The 23,813-nt window shown below is 35.7% G+C and carries 13 protein-coding genes; 4 read left to right on the plus strand and 9 right to left on the minus strand.

Annotated features, from left to right (window positions below):
- Window positions 1-24: 24 nt before the first annotated feature.
- The 8 genes from ACPX19_RS03375 to ACPX19_RS03410 all read right to left on the minus strand — a co-directional run bounded on the left by ACPX19_RS03375 (window position 25) and on the right by ACPX19_RS03410 (window position 12,903).
- Complete coding sequence (locus ACPX19_RS03375; RefSeq protein WP_426431489.1) at window positions 25-1,803, minus strand: alpha-amylase family glycosyl hydrolase; 1,779 nt, start codon at window positions 1,801-1,803, stop codon at window positions 25-27.
- A 106-nt stretch (window positions 1,804-1,909) separates the two neighbouring features.
- Window positions 1,910-4,342 carry a TIM-barrel domain-containing protein gene (locus tag ACPX19_RS03380; RefSeq protein ID WP_426431490.1) on the minus strand — a complete coding sequence of 811 codons (2,433 nt, stop codon included), beginning with the start codon at window positions 4,340-4,342 and terminating at the stop codon, window positions 1,910-1,912.
- A gap of 45 nt (window positions 4,343-4,387) precedes the next feature.
- Complete coding sequence (locus ACPX19_RS03385; RefSeq protein WP_426431491.1) at window positions 4,388-5,374, minus strand: alpha/beta hydrolase; 987 nt, start codon at window positions 5,372-5,374, stop codon at window positions 4,388-4,390.
- A 2-nt stretch (window positions 5,375-5,376) separates the two neighbouring features.
- Window positions 5,377-7,338, minus strand: coding sequence for a glycoside hydrolase family 13 protein (locus ACPX19_RS03390; RefSeq protein WP_426431492.1), 1,962 nt, complete (start codon window positions 7,336-7,338; stop codon window positions 5,377-5,379).
- 36 nt (window positions 7,339-7,374) lie between these two features.
- Window positions 7,375-9,681, minus strand: coding sequence for a glycoside hydrolase family 65 protein (locus tag ACPX19_RS03395; protein ID WP_426431493.1), 2,307 nt, complete (start codon window positions 9,679-9,681; stop codon window positions 7,375-7,377).
- A 37-nt stretch (window positions 9,682-9,718) separates the two neighbouring features.
- The gene (gene pgmB, locus ACPX19_RS03400; protein ID WP_426431494.1) at window positions 9,719-10,375 is read right to left on the minus strand and encodes a beta-phosphoglucomutase; all 657 of its coding nucleotides are present in this window, start codon (window positions 10,373-10,375) and stop codon (window positions 9,719-9,721) included.
- Window positions 10,376-11,728: an MFS transporter gene (locus ACPX19_RS03405; RefSeq protein ID WP_426431495.1), complete on the minus strand. Its 1,353-nt coding sequence runs from the start codon at window positions 11,726-11,728 to the stop codon at window positions 10,376-10,378.
- Between the two features lie 128 nt (window positions 11,729-11,856).
- On the minus strand, window positions 11,857-12,903 hold the full coding sequence (locus tag ACPX19_RS03410; protein WP_426431496.1) for a LacI family DNA-binding transcriptional regulator: 1,047 nt from the start codon (window positions 12,901-12,903) through the stop codon (window positions 11,857-11,859).
- A gap of 274 nt (window positions 12,904-13,177) precedes the next feature.
- On the opposite strand from ACPX19_RS03410, the gene ACPX19_RS03415 reads away from it, so the two are divergent.
- The 4 genes from ACPX19_RS03415 (at window position 13,178) to ACPX19_RS03430 (ending at window position 22,054) form a co-directional block, all read left to right on the plus strand.
- A complete protein-coding gene (locus tag ACPX19_RS03415; RefSeq protein WP_426431497.1) occupies window positions 13,178-16,090 on the plus strand; it encodes a SusC/RagA family TonB-linked outer membrane protein in 2,913 nt (970 codons plus the stop codon).
- Between the two features lie 37 nt (window positions 16,091-16,127).
- Window positions 16,128-17,726, plus strand: coding sequence for a RagB/SusD family nutrient uptake outer membrane protein (locus ACPX19_RS03420; protein WP_426432424.1), 1,599 nt, complete (start codon window positions 16,128-16,130; stop codon window positions 17,724-17,726).
- Window positions 17,727-17,748: 22 nt separating this feature from the next.
- Window positions 17,749-19,089 (plus strand): SusE domain-containing protein, encoded by a 1,341-nt coding sequence (locus ACPX19_RS03425; protein WP_426431498.1) that lies wholly within the window; start codon window positions 17,749-17,751, stop codon window positions 19,087-19,089.
- Window positions 19,090-19,177: 88 nt separating this feature from the next.
- Window positions 19,178-22,054: an alpha-amylase family glycosyl hydrolase gene (locus tag ACPX19_RS03430; RefSeq protein WP_426431500.1), complete on the plus strand. Its 2,877-nt coding sequence runs from the start codon at window positions 19,178-19,180 to the stop codon at window positions 22,052-22,054.
- An 83-nt stretch (window positions 22,055-22,137) separates the two neighbouring features.
- Here the strand turns inward: ACPX19_RS03430 and ACPX19_RS03435 are convergent, their stop codons facing one another.
- Window positions 22,138-23,784, minus strand: coding sequence for a solute:sodium symporter family transporter (locus ACPX19_RS03435; RefSeq protein WP_426431501.1), 1,647 nt, complete (start codon window positions 23,782-23,784; stop codon window positions 22,138-22,140).
- Between the last annotated feature and the right edge of the window lie 29 nt (window positions 23,785-23,813).

Genomic DNA, 23,813 nt, shown 5'->3' on the forward strand with positions numbered 1-23,813 from the left:
TTTTCGACTGCGCTCAAACTGACACTAGTTTTTTATTTTAAGTATTAATGATTCTAAAGGTTTTATATCTATACGCATTTGGGCTTTACCGCCTTTAACCTTTAAAGTTGACATATAATTTTTGTACAGCTGATCTTCAACTTGATGGTCTCCATCTTTCAACTCTAATTTAGACACCAAATCTTCTGGTAATTGCAATTCAAAACCATAAGTATGTTCGGCATTAAAGTTTGAAATAACAATAAGCTTTTCATCTTCACTCCAACGTGCAAAACTCAATACTTTATCATTGTACCATTCTGTATGTTGTTGATTGTAATGCTGCAAATCTTGATAATCACCCATTAAGGCATCACTAGTTATCGTGAAGTTTAATAAGCGCTTGTAAAAGTCTCTCAATGCTTTTTCATCTTTGGTAGATTGGCCCCCATCAAACTGTTTGTTGTTTACCCAACGTACCACGCTCGGTACACTTCCATAATCGAAAATCGACGTTCTTGTTGGATCGCCAAAGCCTAAATCTTCTTCGGCTTTTTCACCAAATTCCTGTCCAAAATATACCATTGTTGGCGATGTGCTAATAGTTGCAGAAACGACCATTGCTGGTTTTCCTTTTTCAGCATTACCAGCAAAATCTGTACTCGCAATACGTTGCTCATCATGATTTTCTAAAAAGTGGAGCATATGGTGTTCAATATCTTTTAAATCCTCTTGAATTGGTGGAATGTTGTATGTACTTCCGTGACCTTGCATTACGTGTTTCAATGTATCATACAATTGCACCTTATCGTACAGGTAATCCATTTTTCCCTTTTTAATGTAATCTCTATACAGATTTGGTTGGTAAACCTCAGCGAGTAAAAAGGCGTCTGGATTCTGCATTTTAATGTGCGAATTCATATAACTCCAAAATTCTACTGGTACCATTTCTGCCATATCAAAACGGAAACCATCCACACCTTTGGCTGTCCAATACAAGGCTATATCCTTGAATTTTATCCAAGAACTAGGTACGGTTTTGTCTTTCCAAAAGTTATAATGTGCTTTATAATCTTCGTTATCGAAACCTTCTGGAAGCTCATCAAAATCTTTTTTGCCGTCTGGATTGATCCCGTAATTAACCTTTACAGTTTCGTACCAATCGTTCATACCAGGTTGTGACGCTCTTGAACCATTTCCTGTCCATTTTGCAGGAACTTCTTCAAACTTTCCATCGGCTTTAGGATGGTTTTCGCCACCTAAAGGTTGGTACCCGTTTTCCCAATTAGGTACTTTAAATGATTCGCCAGGATTGTAATAAAAGTTATTATTTACTGCGTAAGTCACGGTTTTATCATCTTCTGCACCGAAATCCGTTGTGCCTTCAGGATTAGTTAGACTCTGATAATTTCGTGCCACGTGATTTGGCACAATATCAATTATAACTTTTAAACCTGCTTTGTGCGAACGCTCAATTAAGGCTTCAAACTCTTGTAATCTATTCTCTACATTTTCGGCCAAATCTGGATTTACATTGTAATAATCCTTAACCGCATATGGCGAACCTGCACGTCCTTTTACAATATCTGGATCGTCGTTAGAAATGCCAAATTCAGTATAATCTGTAATAACATCGTGATGTGGCACACCTGTGTACCAAATATGCGTAACACCTAAATCTTTGATTTCAGCAAGTGCTTTATCTGTGAAATCGTTGAATTTACCAACACCATTCTCTTCTAAAGTTCCCCAAGGTTTGTTGTTAGTATTGGTATTTCCAAATAACCGTGTAAACACCTGATATACGACTTCTTTCTTTTTCATTACTGATTTAGTTTCTTCAGTTTTTATAGTTTGTTTTGGCTCTTTTTTGCAACTAAAAACAAGCGTTACAAGTAAAATTAGAGCAATTATATAATTTGAACGCATTTTATTTGCCTAGTTTTATTTTGATTTCTTTTTCTTTTGATGTGTCCCAATTTACATTGAGAGTAAGTGTTTTATACTTCTCGTTATAGGTTCCTTCAACTTTTTCTTTTCCTATTTTAATTTTCTTTGGCTTGTTTTTAATGTTGTGAACAGTAAGTGCAATAGTTTTTGTTTTAGCTGAATAGTTTTTTCCTGTTTTAGCTTCAAACTCAATTTCTAACCAATTACCTTCAACTTCAGCTTCAAACTCTAAAAGCTGAAAAGCTTCATTCTCGATTGGATTGGCTGTTTTTCCATCGTCAAAATAGAATTCTCGCTCAGACTTTTTTACAGAATCATCGTGATAATACTGTAATTGAAATGCACCATCATCATAATTTTCCGTAGTTTGAACCATATCAGTTAATGGAATAAAGGCACCTGCTCTAACATAAACAGGGATAAAATCTTCTCTCAACTGTACAATATTTGTTGTTCCGCCTTCGGTAATCTTATCGGTTTCGATATCAAACCACTTTGAGCCTTTTGGGAAGTAAACTTCTTGTTCTTTTTTACCTGCTTCCAAAACTGGTGACACCAAAATATCATTTCCCCACAAATAGGTTTTTGTATAATTGAATAACTCAGAATTGTTTGGTTCTTCAAATAAAAGCGGACGCATTAAAGGCTTGCCATATTTATGATTTTCGTATACCAAATTATAGTTATACGGCAATAATCTGTAACGCATTGCAATGGCAAAACTTGCTAATCGCTTGGCTTTTTCGCTCCTAAAAATAGGCTCACTTGGTACTTCTTCTTGAGCGTGCGGTCTGAATATTGGGTTGAAAACACCATACTGCAACCAACGCACATAAAGCTCATCGTCTAAGTTAGCACCTGCAAAACCACCTAAATCGCTATGCATATATGCCAAGCCTTGCATTCCCATTTGCAATGCAATTTCTGGCTGACTTTGCAGTCCTCCCCAAGTTCGGTTAACATCGCCAGACCAAGGTACCATTCCGTAACGTTGGCTACCAGAATAACCAGCGCGCATTAAAATAAATGGTCTTGTATTTGGAAAATCGCGTTGATAGCCTTCGTGGATTAAACGTGCCCAATCGTGACCGTAAATATTATGCACTTCAGAAGCCGAACCAGTATGATGTTGCACCCAATCTGGATGCACTTCTGGTTCACCTAAATCTCCCCAAACACCAGCCACACCTTTGTTTGCTAAATCTTTGTAAGTATTCCAAAACCATTGTTCGCCTTCTGGTTTGTAGATATCAATAATACCTGTATTACCAAAGTAAAAATCATACTTAGCAGGATTACCTACAGAATCTATTGCTAATACATTTTTAGCGACTGCCTCATTCCATTTTTTTGATGTGGTTAACACAAAAGGCTCTGTAATTGTGATTGTTTTGACGCCTTTATCATTGAGGCGTTTCACCATACCTTCAAAATCTGGAAACGAGTCTCTAAAGACTTCCAAATTTCCCATTGTACCTTTAATGTCTTTACCAAACCAGTACAAGTCTAAAATAATAGCATCAACTGGAATCTTTTCTTCTTTAAATTTTGCTATAGTTTGCTCAACTTCTTCTTGCGAATGGTAGCCAAATCGGCTTGAAAAATTACCCAAAGCCCAACGTGGTAACATTGGCTGTTTTCCTGTGAGATTGGTATAATTATTCAACATATCATACCACGACTCTCCTACGATGATTTGATAGGTTTTTCGGCCTGAAACGGTTTCGTATGTTAAGGTGTTATCACCTTTACTATCTAAGTCCAAATACCCAATTGGTGAATTGTCAAAGTGAATCATATATTGATTGGACGACAATACTATTGGCATTGTGTAGTTCATCAATTCGCTGTGCGTTTCGTAACCATAATGTGCTCTGTTGAATAATGGTAAACGATGTCCTCTACGATTCATTCCCAAAGCTCTTGATCCACCTCCGTATAACACTTCTTCTTTTGATAAATTGAACTCTATTTTTTCGGTGGAATCGGCAACGATGTTACCTTTTACCATATCCATTGGCTCTTGCTTACTTTTGTAGTAGCCGCGTTTTTCGGAAGTAATGAGTTTGTCCTTGTAGTAGTATGAGATTTGGAAAGGTTCTGTCGTTACTTTTATCGATAGGTCATTGGTTCCGAATATAATATCATTACCTACATAACTGTAATTTGTTTTAACTACTTCAGGTTGAAGTGCTACAGCGTGAGATTCTGTGTTATATTTTTCGTTTGTTGGAATAAAACTTGTTTCAAGAATTTCTGAAGTATAAAACTGAAACTTATACGTTCCGTCATTTGTGACTACAGAAAAAATTCCGTTTTCTTCATTGTGTGATTGGTATTGTCGGTTTGGGTTTTGTGCAACTACTGAAACCGTTATTAAGAAAATTGATATGTATAGGATGATGTGTTTCATAAATATAAAATAGATTCCGCATCAAGTGCGGAATGACAAAGCCGATTAATTATTTCCTAACAAAAACAATAAAGGTTGGTCTAACCTTGCATTCCAAGAATTTTCAGAATGATCTGTACCCTCAAAAAACAAGTTCTTGGCATTGTTTTCTCTGTAGCCTTTTTGTTTTAAAATAGCGTCTACTCTTGGTGCATATTGTGGATAATATTCGTCTAAAGTTTTGTTACCGTAATCGAAGTACAATTTGTGTTGTCCTGCGTGCGGCAAATTGACTTCCATATACTCAAAAATGGCATCTGGTAAAGGGTTATCTTCTCTAGGTGCTGCTCCAACCCAATGCGTGGATATACAGGCTGCACCACCAAACACTTCTGGATATTCACTCATAGCATACATAGACATTAAGCCTCCCATACTAGAACCCATTACAAAAGTGTGTTCTTGGTCTGTATACACCGAATACGTGCTATCAATTATAGGCTTTAATTCTTCAACTATAAATTTTAAATAGTTATCGCCATAAAGATCAGTATTCTGATCTGCATTTATAGCCTCTGCTAAGAGTCTTTCACGAGTTTTTTTATTTAAGTATAAATCAAATGCTTTTTGAGGAAATAAATCTTGCCAACGAATGTCTGCAATGTTATAAATACCAACGACTATAAAATCTTTAGTTTTTTCTTCGGACAATAATGTTGAAGCCCATTCATCGACCTTCCATTCTTGTTTGTTCCAAGTTGTTGTGCTATCAAACAACATTTGGCCATCGTGCATATACAGCACGTTGTATTTTTTATTTTCAGAATAATCTTCTGGCAACCAAACATCCACTGGTCTGGGCTTGATGTATTCTGATGGAAAATCTTCTACTCGCAATAATTTTCCTGAAGCTAATTTGGCATATTCAACCGTTTTGAATTCAACTATAGATTGTTCTTCTGTTTCTTGTATTGGTGTTTCTTGTTTTTTAGTTTCTTCTTTGCAGGAAAATACCAATACAGTAAAACAAAGTATGATGCCTAAATATTTCATCTTTATAGCTTTGTGGTTAGAATTGTAACACCTTTAGATTTTAGTTCTAATACTTCTCCCCATTTTACCATTTCTCCAGTAATGACATTTTTAAGCGTCTTGCCTTTTAATCCCATTTCCTCTTGATAATTAAGGTCAATTGTGATTATGTCTTCGTTCTTGTTCAAAATTAAAACGACAGTTTCATCTCCTAAGGTGCGATACAAAAAGTAGGTGCCTACAAATGGTGCAAAATGCACGGTTTTTCCGTCGTGAATGGCTTTACTTTCTTTTCTGTAATTGAAAAGCTTTTTGATGAACGACTGCATATCTTTTTGTTCATCGGTTAAACCTTCGCCTGTAAACGCATTAATAGCATCACCTTCCCAACCACCAGGAAAATCGGTACGAATAAGTCCGTGGTCACCTGGCTTTTCAAAATCATTCATTAAAATTTCTGTACCGTAATACATCTGAACAATTCTTGGCATAACAGCATACGTTGCCATTGCCATTTTTGTATTCGTTATGTCGCCATCCATTTGGGTGAAAATGCGACTCATATCGTGGTTGTCTGGAAAAACCATAATATCCTTTGGACTAGCATAATGAAAATCATTGGCCAATCCTTCATAGATTTTTACCAAACCTTTGTCCCAGGCTTCTTCCTCTTTTACGCCTTGAACTACTAGATTTTGCATTGCAAAATCCATGGAAGATCTTAAGTTAGAATCATAACCATCTCTATTATTGGCTCCTTCTTGCCAGTAACCAATTAATAATGGATTGTAGCTCCACTCCTCGCCTACAATACTAAAATTTGGATACTCGGTCATAATGGCACCTGCCCAATCACTCATAAAATCTTTATCAGGATAAGGATAGGTATCTTGACGAATACCACCTAGCTGAGCAACTTCTATCCACCAAATACTATTCTGAATGATGTATTTAGCCATAAATGGATTTTTTTGATTCAAATCTGGCATCGTAGCCACAAACCAACCTTGAGACATGCCATCATGATCCGCTTTTGAAGCATAAATATCTTGATTGGTTGTACGCCTATGGTTAGAGTTTATGGTGAAATCATTTCCCCAATTTTCTATGTTTTCCTCGTAATTTTCTTGAAGATTAATCCAATCTTTAAAAGGCAAATCTTTCATCCACCAATGGTATAATCCACAATGATTGGCAACTTGGTCCATTACGAGTTTCATATCCTTCTCTCTAAGCTTAGTAGATAGTTCTTTATATTCTTCTAAAGTTCCGAAACGAGGGTCAATTTGATACAGATCCGTAACAGCATAGCCATGATATGAACCACGCTTCATATCGTTGGTTAACAAAGGTTGTGGCCAAACAGCAGTAAACCCTAAATCGTTAATGTATTCTATGCGCGACGTTATACCTGCAATATCGCCTCCATGCCTTGCATAATCATCATTTCTATCGATGGTTTGCTCTTGCAATTGTGGTTGCCCTTCAATACCAGTTGGTGTATCATTAGCTGTGATGCCATTGACAAAACGGTCAGGAGTAATAAGATAAATTGCATCAGAACTGTCAAAACCTACATAGTCTTCGGCTGATTTTTCTCTTGCTTTTAACTCGTAGGTTTGAGTTAATTCGGTACCATCTTTCTGTTTAAAAACAATATTGAATTTACCTGGCTTTGCACTTTCAGCAATTTCTAAATCTAAAAATAGATAGTTTGGACTATCGGCTTTATGAACTTCTTTAAGTGTGATTCCATATTTTGAAATTTCTACTTTGGCGCTGCCAATATTAGGATGCTTGACTAAAAGTTGAAGCGAATTGTTTTTGAAGCCTGTCCACCAAAATGGTGGTTCAACTCTCTCAATGTCATTTGCTTCAACTACTGGTTTATCTTCAGTTTCAGTTGTTTTATAATCTGCCTTTTCTTTACAAGACCACATTAAAACGATTGAAAATAGAGTTATAACTAATGATAGTTTTTTCATAATAATAAGTTTAATGTTCTTGTAAAATGTAGCAGCTTAAACTGTTACTAAGTTGTTTGGCGAAATAGTTACATTTTCTCCATTTACCATTATTTGTAAATCTTGGTCGCCATCAACTTCAAAGTGTGTTTTACCTTGATTAACGATTACTTTTAAGATTTGATGTCTAAAATTTACTTTGAATGAATAGCCTTCCCATTGCTCAGGAATGCGAGGTTCAAAGGTTAGCCTATTGTTCTTAACACGCATACCTCCAAAACCTTCTACAATACTCATCCAAGTACCAGCCATTGAAGTAATGTGAAGCCCTTCGTGTACTTCGTGGTTATAGTCATCTAAATCTAAACGTGATGTTCTTAAATAAAACGTGTACGCTTGTTCCATTCGGTCTAACTTCGCAGCCTGGATACTATGTACGCAAGGCGATAATGAACTTTCATGAACCGTAAATGGCTCATAAAAATCGAAATGACGCTCTAATTCTTCAGTTGTAAAATGGTCTTCAAAGAAATAGAACCCTTGCAACGTATCAGCTTGTTTGATGTATGGCGAACGTAAGATCCTGTCCCAAGACCACTTTTGGTTAATTGGGCGTTGCGACTTGTCTAAATCTGCTACAGTGATTAATTCCTTATCCAAGAAACCGTCTTGCTGTAAGTACACATTGTGTTCTTCAGAATAAGGGAAGTACATATTATTTGCCACTTCTAACCATTCTTTAACTTCTGCTTTAGACAATTTAGCCTTATTCATTATACGTGTGTAATCTGTATTATAATCGGCTTCAACCCTATCTATGCATTCTGCTGCATACTTTATACACCATTTTGCGATGTAGTTAGTGTACCAGTTATTGTTGATATTGTTTTCGTACTCATTAGGACCTGTTACGCCGAGAATGACATACTTATTTCTGTATGTTGAAAACGTAGCACGTTGGTGCCAGAATCTTGCGATACCAATCAACACTTCAAGTCCCATCTCTGGCACATAACTGAAATCACCTGTGTAACGGAAATAATTATAAATAGCGAAGGCTATAGCTCCATTCCTGTGGATTTCTTCAAAAGTGATTTCCCACTCGTTATGGCACTCCTCACCATTCATTGTTACCATTGGATATAAAGCCGCACCATTTTTAAAGCCTAATTTTTCGGCATTTTCAATGGCTTTTTCTAAGTGCTTGTATCTGTAGGTTAACAACATTCGGGCAACACTTTGGTCTTTGGTTGCCATATAGAATGGAATACAATAAGCTTCGGTATCCCAATACGTACTTCCACCATACTTCTCGCCAGTAAATCCTTTAGGACCAATGTTTAATTGTGGGTCAGTTCCTAAATAAGTTTGATTTAAATGAAAGATATTAAATCGAATACCTTGTTGTGCTTTTAAGTCACCATCTATAGTGATGTCTGCCATATCCCAAATCTTAGCCCAAGCTTCTTTTTGAGAATCTAACAAGTTTGAAAAACCAGCATTTATAGCTGTGTCTAAAACTGAACTTGCAGCATTGATTAATTGGTTTTTATCGTGATTTCTATCAACCGTATAACCGCCAAATTTATGAATAGAAACAGTTTCTCCTTGCTTTGTATCTTGCGTATAAGTAAAAGCTATTTTATTTGAAGATTTATCAACTGTTGCGTTTGCTTCAACTGAATTTCCATTAAGAAAAATGCGAGATTCCATAAATGTACACGTATGGAATTCCGTCTTCATCGTTTTGGCTTTGATAAATGCTTTTTTACCATCTTTAATCACATCTAGTGTATCCCAAAATTGGTCGTCCCAGTTGGTATCTTCATTTGTAATTCCACTATCTAAATACGGTTGAAATGTTACCTTAACATCAGAATTTATTGGTTTTACTTCATAATTAATTGCACCTACTTCGTCTTCAGTAAGACTTAGAAAACGTTTCGCATTGATTTCGATTTCTACATCATTTTGAAGTGTTGCCGTAAAACTTCTAGATAGCCAACCTTCTTTCATATTAAGCTCGCGTCTAAAGTTTTCTACTTTTTTACACGTATGCAGGTCTAAGGTTTCATCATTAATTACTACGTTAATACCAATCCAGCTTGGTGCATTTAACACCTTAGCAAAATACTCCGGATAACCATTTTTCCACCAACCAACACGAGTCTTATCTGGATAATAAACACCAGCAATGTAACTACCTTGAAATGTTGGACCCGAATACCTTTCTTCAAAATTGGCACGTTGTCCCATTGCACCATTTCCCAAGCTAAAGATACTTTCTGAAGCTTTAACTTTGTTTGGGTCGAATCCTTCTTCTATGATTGACCATGCATTAGGTATGATATAATCTAAGTTCATTTATTTCTTTTTTGAGCCAAGAAAAAGGCTTAATTTTTTATTCGTTTATAAGTTTCTCTATGAAGTCTTCTGAGATTTCCGTAAAATCCTTGAACACATACTTGGCATGTCCTAATACATCCTCACTACCGATGCCGATAGACGTCATATTGGCAACATTGGCTGCTTCTACGCCAGCAACTGAATCTTCAAAAACGATGCAGTCTTCTGGTTCTACATTCAACAGTTTTGACGCAATCAGAAATACTTCTGGGTCTGGCTTTGCTTTGGTAACATCATTGCCATCGACGATAGCGTTAAACTTTTCTTTAAGGTTAACACGCTCTAAAATGGTTCTGGCATTTTTGCTTGCAGAGCCTAGTGATATTGGTTGATTATTTTTACTAAGGCAGTTAAGTACTCTTGGCACATCAGGAAGAATCTCGGATTCATCCATTTTAGCAATATGGCCTAAGTAATCTTCATTTTTCTTGGCCATTTGCGCTTTAAATTCTTTTTCTGAAAGCGTTTTATTTCCCCAAGCTAAAATCTTTTCAAGAGATTTTACTCGGCTTACTCCTTTTAGTTGCTCATTTTCTTCTTCGGTGAAGTCTATACCTAAATCATTAGCTAATTTTTTCCAAGCTAAGAAATGGTATTTTGCAGTGTCTACAATGACACCGTCTAAATCGAATATGAAGCCTTTTTTGTTCATTTAGTTTGTTTCAATTACTTCATCTACATCATGTACTCTTCTCACTAACAATGCTGCTATAAAAAAGCTTATACCAGAAGTGACTAATGCTAACATAGGATTTCCACCATAAAAATATTTAACTACTGGACCACCTATTATTCCGTTTAAAATTTGTGGCAAAACAATAAAGAAATTGAAAATTCCCATGTATACACCTATTTTCTTGATAGGTAGAGATCCTGTTAACATGGCGTAAGGCATAGCCAGAATACTTGCCCAAGCAAAGCCTACACCTATCATAGAAAGAATCAACCAGTATTTATTAGGTGCGAAATACATAAAGATTAAGCCTAAACCACCTATTATTAGTGATAGCATGTGTGTTTTCTTACGACTAAGTTTTTTAGCGATGTAAGGCAAGAAAAATGCAACTATGGCAGAAACTCCATTGTAAACACCAAATATTACACCAGTCCATTTTTCAGCATCAGAATATAAGGAACTTAAAGTATCTTCTTCTGGCAATCCATAGATGTGCTGTGCAATTGCTCTTGTAGTAAAAACCCACATACCAAATAAGCCAAACCATGAGAAGAACTGAACCCATGCCAACTGCCGCATAGTCTCAGGCATTTTTATAAAATCAGAGAAAATATTCTTCAATCCGGATTTTTCTTCTGTATTGGAAGAATCACTATCCTGATATTCATCAAGCATCTTCATTTCTTCTGGAGAGTACTCTTTAGTTGTAAAAATTGTAATTAATACAGTAATAATTAATACTACTGCCCCTACAATGAATGAATATTTTACATTTAAAGGAACACCACCTGTTAATGCCTGATCACTGACACCAAACCATTCAGCCAAAACATATGGTAAAAATGACCCTATAACAGCACCTATACCTATTAGAACCGTTTGAATACTAAAACCCAAAGTTCTTTGGTCAACTGGCATTAGGTCTGCAACAAAAGCCCTAAAGGGTTCCATTGCAATATTAAATGATGCGTCCATTAGCATCAAAAAACCTGCCCCAAACCATAGAACTGGGAGGTATTGAATAAATGCGTCCGAATGAGGAAGCAAAACCATTCCAATAGATGCAATCAGTGCACCTGCTAGAAAATATGGTTTTCTCCTGCCTAACCTATTCCAAGTCTTGTCACTATAATGACCAACTATAGGCTGAACAATTAAACCTGTTACAGGAGCTACTAACCAAAACCAAGATAGTGTATGGACTTCTGCCCCAAATCTACTGAGAATACTGCTGGCATTTGCGTTTTGCAATGCAAAACCCATTTGGATTCCTAAGAAACCGAAACTCATATTCCAGATTTCCCAGAAACCTAATCTGCGCTTTTTCATAATAGTATGTTATTGATTTATACTATTCTGACAAGCTATGCTTATCAAAACTTATTTGTGAAGTGAAAATATAAGTCTTGATTTGGCTGTAAAGATATAAAAGATTTTAAAATGCCAATGTTAAATTTCTACTTGGTAGATTCTCTTTCAATTAATTCAGTTTCGATAATAATAGTTTGAAACTCCTCTTCTTCTGCCTCTATCTTATTTTCCAATTTATTAATCAGTAAATCTGCTGCAATCTCACCCATCTGTTGTGCATGTTGACTTACTGTAGTTAAACTCGGTGTAGAATGTTTAGATAATACACCATTGGTAAATCCAATAACTTGTATGTCATTAGGAATATCCAAACCTAATTTTCTTGCAACCTTCATTGCCGATAAAGCATACAATTCATTAACAGCAAAAATCCCATCTATGTCTTTATTAGACTTAAATAATTGTCCTATCTCAACCTCAAGAGCCTCTAAATTAGATTCATAATCAAGTGTGTCATCAATTTTCAAAATAAGTTCAGATTTTGGTTGGATTTCGTGACTCTCTAAAGCTTCAAGATAGCCTTGAGTTCTAAGCTTTCCTACACTAACATAGTCTTTGGTGGTTATTAAAGCGATTGATTTACAATTGTTCTTAATTAGTTTTTCTACGGCATTTTTTGCACCATTTAAGTCATCTACAATGACTTTATCACAGTTAATATCTGAAACCACACGGTCAAACATTACAATCGGCATTCCCTGACTCATAGTTTCATTAAAATGATGATAATCTTGTAACTGCTGAGTCTCCTTAGAAATTGACAATATAAAACCATCTATACTACCATTGGCAAGCATTTCCATATTAATAACTTCCCTAGAAAATGATTCGTTCGAAAGTCCAACAATGACATTATAACCTCTTTTGTTGGCTACCAATTCAACTCCGCGTATTACCTTAGAAAAGAAATGATGTACAATTTCAGGAATAATAATACCGATAGTATTTGTCTTACGATTCTTTAAACTTAAGGCAATATTGTTAGGCCTATAGTTGTATAACTTTGCAAAGGCTTGTACTTTTTGCTTCGTATCCTCGCTTATCTCTGCACTATTTCTCAAGGCTTTTGAAACCGTTGAAATAGAGACCTCTAACTCTCTAGCTATTTGTTTTAATGTGATTTTTCGTTTCATTATTTAAGCTATAAATCAATAAGCTAAGATAACCTTATTTTAACAAATCAAATTCTAAAGTCCTTAATTTTAACTATCTCTAATTGCGAATTCCTTATTTTTTTTGGTATTTTTCTAAAAATGTTAATGATTGTTAAAAAGTTTTTAACACGAAAACGTTTTCGTGATATATGTCATGTTTTTTAACGTACAAATCACACTAATTTTACATAGATTTAACCCAAGAAGTGAAAATATAAATCAATTAACTAAGCAATTAACTTAAAAACATTGTATGAAAACATTCTTAAATGCTTTGCTGTTCTGTTTAATAATGGCACCTGCCACTTTATTAGCTCAAACAAACGTTTCAGGTACAGTAACAGATAAAGCAAACGCTATGCCTTTACCAGGTGTTAATGTACTGGTAAAAGGAACTTCTAGAGGTGCTTCTACCGATTTTGATGGTAAGTTCACCGTAGAAGTCAACCAAGGAGAAATTATTGTAGTTTCTTATGTTGGTTACAAAACTCAAGAAATAACTTTTAATGGTCAAGCGAATCTTGATGTTGCACTTGAAGAAGATGCTGCACAATTAGACGAAGTAGTACTTATTGGTTATGGTTCTACCACCAAACAAGATGCTACAGGTGCTGTTGAAAAAGTAGGTGATGAAGAATTTAATCGCGGCGCAATAGTTGCACCTCAACAACTTATTGCCGGTAAAGCTGCTGGTGTACGTATTACAACTGGTGGTGGTGCTGCTGGTGAAGGTGGTGAAATCAGAATACGTGGTGGTGCTTCACTAAACTCAACAAATGATCCACTTATTGTTATTGATGGGCTGCCTATTGATCAAAGAGGTGGTGCTCAGGGGACTAGAAATGCGTTAAGTGCCATTAACCCTGCTGATATTGAAGATTTTGTAGTATTGAAAGACGCTTCAGCAACTGCTATTTATGGTTCTCGTGCCTCAAATGGTGTTATTTTAATTACTACCAAAAAAGGTAAAGCAAATCAGCCATTTAAGGTTGAATATGGTTTACAAGCTTCTACCAGAACTGTTACCAACACTGTTGATGTTCTCAATGCTAGTCAATACAGGCAAGTTGTTACAGATAATGGTGGAGATGTTTCTGTGTTAGGTAATGCTAGTACTGATTGGCAAGACCAAATTTACACGACTGGTGTTGGAGCCATTCATAACTTAACAGTTTCTAAAGGTTATGAAGATTTTAATTTCAGAGTGAATCTTAACCACTCATCTCAAGAAGGCCCACTGAATGATCTTTTTGAAAGAACTGGTGCTAATGTGGCTCTTGTACACCGCTTTTTAAATAATGATTTAAAGTTGACACTAACTTCAACTTTGTCTCAAAGTGAAAATGATTATGCAAACGAAGGTGCTCTCGGAGCAGCTATTGCATTCGACCCAACACAGCCTGTGTTTGATGAAAATGGCAATTATACACAATACGGTACTGGTGCAAATTTGGCTCCTGCAAATCCATTGTTTTTACTAGACAACAATAATTTCAATAGTAGACAAACTTCAAAACGTGTCATATCTAATTTTAATATTGATTATAAATTTTGGTTTTTAAAGGATTTGCGTTTCAATTTAAATGCAGGTATTGATTATGCTGAAAACAGCGGATATTTGTTTTCTGCTGCCAACCCAAATAACGCTGGTGCTGTACCAACTAATGAGGTCTCTTCTGGCTTAAATCGAAATACGTCTTTAGATTTTTATCTAAACTACAAAAAGGACATTGAATCTATTAACACTTTAGTAGATTTAACTGCGGGGCATGCTTTCCAGGAATTTTATATCTTTAGTGAGTTTAGTAGACAAACTGGTATATTAACAGCTCCCCCAGCAGATATAAATAGAAATGCTTTAGAATCTTATTTTGTAAGAGCAAGTTTTGATATAGCAGATAAATATTTAATTTCTGCGAGTTTTAGACGCGATGGGTCTTCAAGATTTAGTGAAGATAATCGTTGGGGATCGTTCCCTGGTGTATCAGTTGGTTGGAAATTAATGAACGAAAGTTTTATGGAAAATTCATTCTTTTCAAACTTAAAACTTAGAGCTGGTTGGGGTGTTACTGGTCAGCAAGAAATTGGACCAAATTACGGATATTTAGGAATTTACACACCATCTCGTAACAATGCCGCAAATATTCAGTTTGGCACACTTCCTAATGGTGATCCTATTTTCTTCGAGACTCTACGTCCTGAAGGATTTGACGAAAATCTAAAATGGGAAGAAACAACACAATACAATGTAGCTTTAGATTTTGGTTTCTTTAACAATAGACTTACTGGTACAGTTGATGCGTATTATAGAGAAACCAAGGACTTATTATCTAGAGTTCCTGTTCCTGCGGGTGCAAACTTAACAGACCTTTTGATCACTAATGTTGGTGAGGTTACTAGTCGAGGTCTTGAATTTAGCCTAAATGGTGTTATAGCCCAAAAAGAAAACTTTGGGTGGGATACTAACTTTAATATAACATTCCAAGAACAAGAAATAACAAAACTTAATTTGTCAGGGGATTCAGATTACTTTTTACCTTCACCTAATGGTGGAATTTCTGGTGGTGTCGGTAATAATATTCAAATATACCGTCCGGGATACGACCCATCAACTTTCTTCGTATTCAGACAGGTATATGATGACAATGGTGATCCAATTGCTGGCGCTTATGTTGATGTTAATGGTGACAACCAAATAACTGAAGCAGATAGGCAAGCTTATAAAAAGGCGACTCCAGATGCTTTTATTGGATTCACCAATAATTTTAGATATAAAAATCTTGATTTAAACTTTACTTTTAGAGGAAGTTTCGGAAACTATGTTTATAACAACAGTGCTTCAGATCGAGGCAATGTGAATGCTGTGGTTAACCAACCAGGATATCAAGCCAATGCACATTCAAGCTTCTTAGACACTAATTTCACTAACCAAGAGTTATTTTCTGATTATTACATACAAAGAGCTGATTTTGTTAGATTAGACAATATATCCTTAGGATATACTATACCTTTCTCTAAAATGACACTCAGAACATCGTTAACAGCAACAAATGTGTTTGTAATTACAGAGTATGATGGTTTAGATCCTGAGATTAGTAATGGTATACAAAACAATTTTTATCCTAGAACAAGGGATATTGTGTTAGGTTTAAACTTTACATTCTAAAAAAATGAAAAATAAATATATAAACAACAAAGCTATGATGTTAAGAACAATTAAAAGTATCTTCTTGGTCTTTGCGATTGCACTCTTTGTACAATCGTGTGCAGACCGATTAGATTTACAACCAGAAGACGCCCGGCTTACAGCTGATGCTGCGTTTGAAGATCCTGAAGCTTACAAGCAATTCTTAGCTAAGATTTATGCTGGAATTTCTTTAAGTGGTCAGGAAGGCCCCGCAGGTGCTCCAGACTTAATTGGATTGGACGAAGGCTTTTCCAATTATTTAAGATTGTATTGGAAAATGCAAGAGCTAACTACTGATGAAGCACTTATAGCATGGAATGATGGAACTATCCAGGATTTACATGGGCAAGTGTGGACCTCTGGTAACGAGTTTATCAGAACAATGTACAGCCGTATTTTTTACCAAGTAGCTCTATGCAATGAGTTTTTACGTCAAACTACGGACGGTAAATTAGATGGTAGAGGAGTTTCTCAAGAACTAAGGGCAGAGATTCAAACTTTTAGAGCAGAAGCAAGGTTTATGAGAGCATTAACCTATTGGCATGCCATGGATTTATACGGTAATACTCCCTTTATAACTGAAGATGACCCAATTGGTGCTTTTTTACCTCCTCAAATACAAAGAGCTGATTTATTCAATTATGTAGAGTCTGAATTATTAGATATCTTAGACGATATGGCTGCTCCAAGAGCTAATGAATATGGTAGAGCAGATAGAGCGGCAGCATGGATGTTATTAGCAAAAATCTATTTGAACGCAGAAGTATATACTGGTACTTCTAGATACGCAGATGTTATCACTTACACCAATAATATTATTGGAGCAGGATATTCAATTCCAGATATTCCTTATTTCCATTCATTCTTAGCTGATAATGATTCTAACGGAGCGCAAGAAGAAGTTATATTTACTATTCCTTTTGACGGTCTTAGAACACAAGCATTCGGTGGAATGACATTTTTAACTCACGCCCCTGTAGGTGGATCTATGAATCCAGCAGACTTTGGAATTAATGGTGGATGGTTTGGAATTAGAACCACACCAACTTTTGTAGAGCAATTCCCAGGTGAAGAAAATTCTGCAGATGGTAGAGAATTATTATATACTGATGGTCAGAATAAAGATATTATGTCCGTCGCAACATTTACTGACGGATATGCAGTTGCTAAATACAGAAATGTTGATGTAAACGGTAATCCTGGTTCAGATACTACAGGCGACCATACAGATATTGACTTTCCAATGTTTAGGCTAGCGGATGTATATTTAATGTATGCTGAAGCTGTTCTACGTGGTGGCGGCGGTTCAATGAGCACTGCAGTAGGATATATAAATGAGCTAAGAGAAAGAGCTTATGGTGATTCTAGTGGTAATATTTCACAAGCAGATTTAACATTAGATTTTATCATAGATGAGCGTTCTAGAGAATTATACTGGGAAGCACACCGAAGAACGGATTTAATCCGATTTGATCAATTTTCTGATAATGGTGTTTGGCAATGGAAAGGTGGTGTACAACCAGGTGCCACAACCGAATCGTTTAGAGATTTAATGCCATTACCTGCTACTGACCTTGGTATAAACACTAATTTAGAACAAAACCCAGGATACTAATTAAATAACACTTACAATAATCATGAAAAAAATATCAATTTTAGGCCTTTTCATCTTTGCCTTATTAAGTTTTAACAGTTGTGAAACTGAAGATGACGTTGTTTTCACAACACAAGAACCGGAAGGTTTTGTTTTTACAAACTCAATCCAAAACAACTACATATTATCTACTGCAACTTCAGCTAACTTAGGGGAGCGTTTCACTTGGGGTAATGCTGATTTTGGTTCGCCTACAAACATAACTTATGAATTACAAAGATCTGTTACTGGAGATTTTAGTGATGCAGTTGTTGTAAGCTCTTCGATTGGTAATGAGATTGCCATGTCTATTGGTCAAATGATAACTGTTGCAACTGATGCAGGATTAGATAACGACCCAGACACACCAGCTCCTAATACAGGTTCTTTTTCAGTAAGATTAAGAGCGTTTCCTGGTGATAATGGTAGCGGTACAGAAGCATTCTCTGATGTTTTAGTCTTAAATGTAGAATTATTGGAAAGTACTGGCTCTGGTCCTGGCGGAGCAATGATAGCTGAACTAGGTGTTGTTGGTTCTGGTTATAATAACTGGGGAGCCTATGCCGATGGTTACTTCTATACTACTGACATGTCAGATGTTTTTGTATCTTATGTAACCTTAGTTGATGGTGAAATTAAGTTTAGATTAAATAACGATTGGGGAACGAACTGGGGTGGTTCTGGTGGAACTCTTGAATTAGATGGTGCCAATATCCCAGTGTCAGCAGGAGACTATAAAATCACTGTTGATTTAGCAAACTTAACTTATGACATTGAAGCATATTCTTGGGGAGTTGTAGGTTCTGCTTGGAATGATTGGGGTGGTGCTGGCCCTGATGGTAAATTCTACTACGACTACACTACTGACACTTTCAAAAAAGGTATTAGATTAATGGCTGGTGAAATGAAGATTCGTTTCAACAATGATTGGGGTTTAAATTATGGTGATACTGGTGCTGATGGTACAATTGATCAAGATGGTGATAACATCGCTGTATCTGCTGGACATTATTTAATTACATTAGACTTAAATGCTGGTACTGTAACTATTGATGATGCTGCAAGTGTTTTTGGTGTTGTTGGTTCTGGATTTAACGATTGGGGAGGTGCTGGTGATGATTTTGCCTTAACTGAAATCCAAGAAGGTGTTTTTTATGGTGACATTGTTACCTTACTTGATGGCGAAATTAAATTTAGAGCAAATAATGACTGGGGATTAAACTATGGTGATACTGGTGCAGACGGAATAATAGATCAAGATGGTGACAATATTCCTTCTTCTGCTGGTCCAGCTAGAGTTTGGTTAAATACTAATACTGGAGAGTATTCTGTCTTACAGTTTTAGAAAAATTAATCTCATAGTTATTATGAGGTAAACATATAAAAGGCATGTTAAATTATTAATTGGCATGCCTTTTTCAAAAAAAAGAATTATGAAAAAGTATTACATATTATTAATAACATTTGGAATATTTATCCATTCCTATGGTCAGTTAACAATAACCCCAAATCCTTTCGAAGTAGATGAAAGCATTACTATAACGCTAGATACCAATAGTAGTGCAACAGATTGTGATGGCTTTAATAATCCATCCAAAGTTTACATGCACTCTGGAGTTGGGGATGGTAGTAATGCATTCGGCATTAGCGTTACTGGAAACTGGGGACAAGACGATGGTATAGGCGAAATGACCAATCAAGGAGGTGGTATATACTCTATAACTATTGTGCCTGAAACCTATTACAATCTCACGCCACAACAGGCATCAAATGTTATACAGATGGGAATGGTATTTAGAAATGAGGATGGTTCACAAGAGTACAAGGCTACTGGATGTCAGGATTTTATTTTTCAAGTAGGGTCATTTCAGATCAGTTTAACTTCACCAACAGAAGATACTACCATTATAAATTCTGGTGATAGTTTCGCTATATCCGCTACAAACATTGGTGGAAATGCAACCTATACTCTAACAGCAAATGGCTCTTTAATAGATACCCAAAACTTTACGGACAATTATTCCTACACGGATACTAATATCACAAACAATAAATCTTATGAATTAACGGCCGTATTAGGTGGTACCACAATTACAAGAACATTTAGTGTTATTGTCGATCCAGGCTCTATTTTAGGCTTTATGACTCAAGATTATGATGAAGGTATTAACTATATTGATGATAACACTGCAATTTTGGTACTTTATGCCACAGGTAAAGATTTTGTTTATGTAGCTGGAAGCTTTAACAACTACCAACCTGATTTGAGTTATGCCATGAAGCGTGATTTCTCTAGAAATCTTTTTTGGCTTGAACTCACAGGACTAACCCCAGGGCAAATCGAAACTTACGAATACTGGGTGGGTGATAAAACCCCACCTACTAATTCACCTTCAATTGTATATGTTGCCGATCCATACTCAACACTAATTTTATCAGAATTTGACGATCCATGGATACCAGCTTCAACATTTCCTAATCTACCTGCTTTTCCACAAGGAGCTAAAGGTTTTGAGGTATCCGTTTTGCAAACCGGACAAACACCATATAATTGGCAGGTAACCGATTTTAATAAACCTAAAAAGGAAGATTTAATTGTGTATGAAGTTTTAGTTAGAGATTTTGATGCTGACAGAAATTATCAAGATTTAATTGATAAAATCGATTACTTTAAAAATTTGAATATTAATGCCATTCACCTCATGCCAGTAATGGAATTTGAAGGTAATGAAAGTTGGGGTTATAATACCTCTTATCATATGGCCCTAGATAAGTTTTATGGCACTCCTGATAAGCTAAAGGAATTTATTGACTTATGCCATCAGAATGGAATTGCAATCATCTTAGATTTAGTATTAAACCACGCTTTTGGGCGCTCTCCAATGGTAAGGATGTGGATGGATGACCCAGATGGTAATGGTTTTGGAAATCCAACTTCCCAAAACCCGTACTTTAATCTACAAGCAACACACAGTTATAGCGTAGGTTATGATTATAACCACCAAGCTCCAAGAACAAAGAACTATGTAAAACGTGTCATTAGACAATGGATAGAAGAATACAATATCGATGGCTTCCGTTGGGATTTAACAAAAGGATTTACTCAAAACTGTAGTTCGGGTAATGAAGGTTGTACTAACAGCTATCAACAAGACCGTGTTGACGTTTTAAAAGAATATGCTGACTATTCTTGGTCTTTGGATGAAAATCACTACGTTATTTTTGAGCACTTAGGGACTGAAAATGAAGAAAAAGAATGGGCTAATTATAGATATTCTGAAGGTAAAGGTGTAATGATGTGGGGGAAAATGACAGACCCATACAATGAACTAACAATGGGTCAAAACGGAAATAGAAACATTGATGGAATTGGACACAAATCAAGATCTTCTTTTAATGGCCCTAGAGTTTTAGGTTACCCTGAAAGTCATGATGAAGAACGCTTAATGTATAAAAATCTTCAGTTTGGAAATACAAGTAATAGCAGCCATAACATACAAGACTTAAATACTGCACTATCTCGCATGTCGGCTTTAGCTGCTGTATCGGTTATGGTGCCTGGACCAAAGATGATTTGGCATTTTGGTGATTTAGGGATGGAAAATTCAATCTTTACTTGTAATAATGGTACGGTTAACTTACCTGGTGGTGGTGATGGAGATTGTAAGTTAGACACAAAACCACAACCTCAATGGACAAATAACTGGTTAACGGATGCTGTAAGAGGTCAGATTTATGAAGATTGGTCTAAGTTACATAAACTTAAAATCGAAGAACCTGTTTTTGAAGGTGATTATACCATGACTTCAGGTAATTTTACACCTAGAATAGATATTTTTGATACTTCTATTCCGACAACAGAACTTAGGAACGTCATAATTTTAGCAAACTTTGATGTTAATTCACAAACTGTAAATACCAATTTCCCAAGTGGTGTAACAACAACTTGGTATGATTTAATGGATCCAACAGGTAATACTACTGTTTCAAATTCAACAACCACATTATCAATACCTCCTGGTCAATTTAGAATTTTAGGTAATCAACCGTCAAATGTTCTAAGTATTGATGAACAGATATTATCAGCATTTACAATATACCCTAACCCAACTCAATCATCATTTAGCATAAATTCTAATGTTTCTGATATTGAAGTTTATGACTTAACAGGGAAAATAGTGAAATCTTTTAAAGGTGAATTTACTAAAAATGACACCTTTGATGTTTCTAGTTTAAATACTGGAATGTATATTGTAAGAGTTGAGAATGGCAATAATAAAACTCAGACAACTAAGTTAGTCAAGCTCTAATTATTAAGTGTTTATTTGAGCAAAAAAGGCTTCTCACAGAGAAGCCTTTTTTATTATAAATGAATAAAAGTTTTTTATTTCTATTACGCAAAATAAATATAGACAACCACTACAATTAATACAATGCCAATACTTGCTAGGTTAACATGTTTCCAAGGTGTAATATCTACCTGCTTAGTATATTGCATATTATAAGGTTCTTTTGATGGTCTTAGCCAACCAACAACTAGCATTATAATGATATTCAAAACAAATAAAATAGCCATAATATCCAAGAAATGTGGATATACTTTTGCTTCAATCAATGCCAATGTAGATTTTTCAGTTACACCACTTAATTTAGCCTCGTCTAATGCTTTTTCAACAAAATAAGGTTGAAGGAAAAACTGGCTCAAAATATAAAAAACACAACCTGTGATTAGCCCAATTTTAGCAGCAATTGGCGGAACACGTTTAGTAAAATACCCAACAATAATAATAGTTAGTATTGGAATACTATAAATTCCATTAACTTCCTGAAGGTATTCAAATAAACTACCAGCTTCTTCAATTAATGGTGCAATAAACATAGCGAGCAAGGCTAAAACAATTCCAAATAGTTTTCCATACTTAACTACATCTTTATCATTGGCTTCTTTATTAATATGCTGCTTGTAAATATCCATACCAAATAAGGTTACAGAACTATTCAGAACACTATTAAACGAACTTAAAATAGCACCAAACAAAACAGCTGCAAAAAAGCCAACCCAAGCATCTGGTAATACTTTTTTCACTAACATTGGGTAAGCTTCATCTGCACTGGTAAGGTCACCCTTAAACACGTGATAAGCAATTAAGCCAGGTAAAACCACTATAATTGGACCTAGAATTTTAATAAATGATGCCAATAATATGCCCTTTTGTCCCTCCTTTAAATTCTTAGCCCCAAGTGCTCTCTGAATGATTTGCTGATTCGTGCCCCAATAAAACAATTGTACCAGCATCATACCCGTAAAAATAGTATGAAACGGAACAGGATCAGTTTGTGTTCCTAAAGACTTAAACTTCTCTGGATTCTCATTAGTTAAAATAGAAAGTCCATTAAACAAGTCATTGTCCCCAATAAGCAACAATCCAAAAATCGGAATCAAAAGCCCACCAATAAGCAAACCAATGGCATTAATAGAATCTGATACCGCCACTGCCTTTAAACCTCCGAAGATAGCATATATAGAACCTACGATTCCTATTCCCCAAATACATATCTTAAGGGCTGTAGATTTTGACACACCTAAAAGTTCTGGTACATTAAACATACCACTAAGTGCAATAGATCCAGAATATAAAATTATGGGTAACAAGACTACAACATAACCCGTTAGAAACAGACCAGATGTGATTGTCTTTGTAGAGGTATCAAAACGGTCTTGAAGAAATTGAGGGACTGTAGTAATACCCCCTTTTAGATATCTTGGTAGCAAATATATAGCGGTAACAACCATGGCTATGGCCGCAAGAGTTTCCCATACCATAACAGATAGACCACTTTGATAAGCCGAACCATTCAAGCCTACAATCTGTTCCGTTGAGAGGTTAGTAAGTAACAAGGAGCCTGCAATAACTCCAGCTGTTAAACTACGTCCTCCAAGAAAATAGCCATCTAAGGTAGATTCTTTAGTAGATCTTGTTTTTATGTACGAAATGATTGCTACTACAGCGGTAAATGCAACAAATGCTAAAATTTGCATGACTTAGTTATTAAAAGATATGACAAACA

The sequence above is a fragment of the Winogradskyella sp. HB-48 genome (assembly GCF_049942685.1).
Classification (GTDB): Bacteria; Bacteroidota; Bacteroidia; order Flavobacteriales; family Flavobacteriaceae; genus Winogradskyella.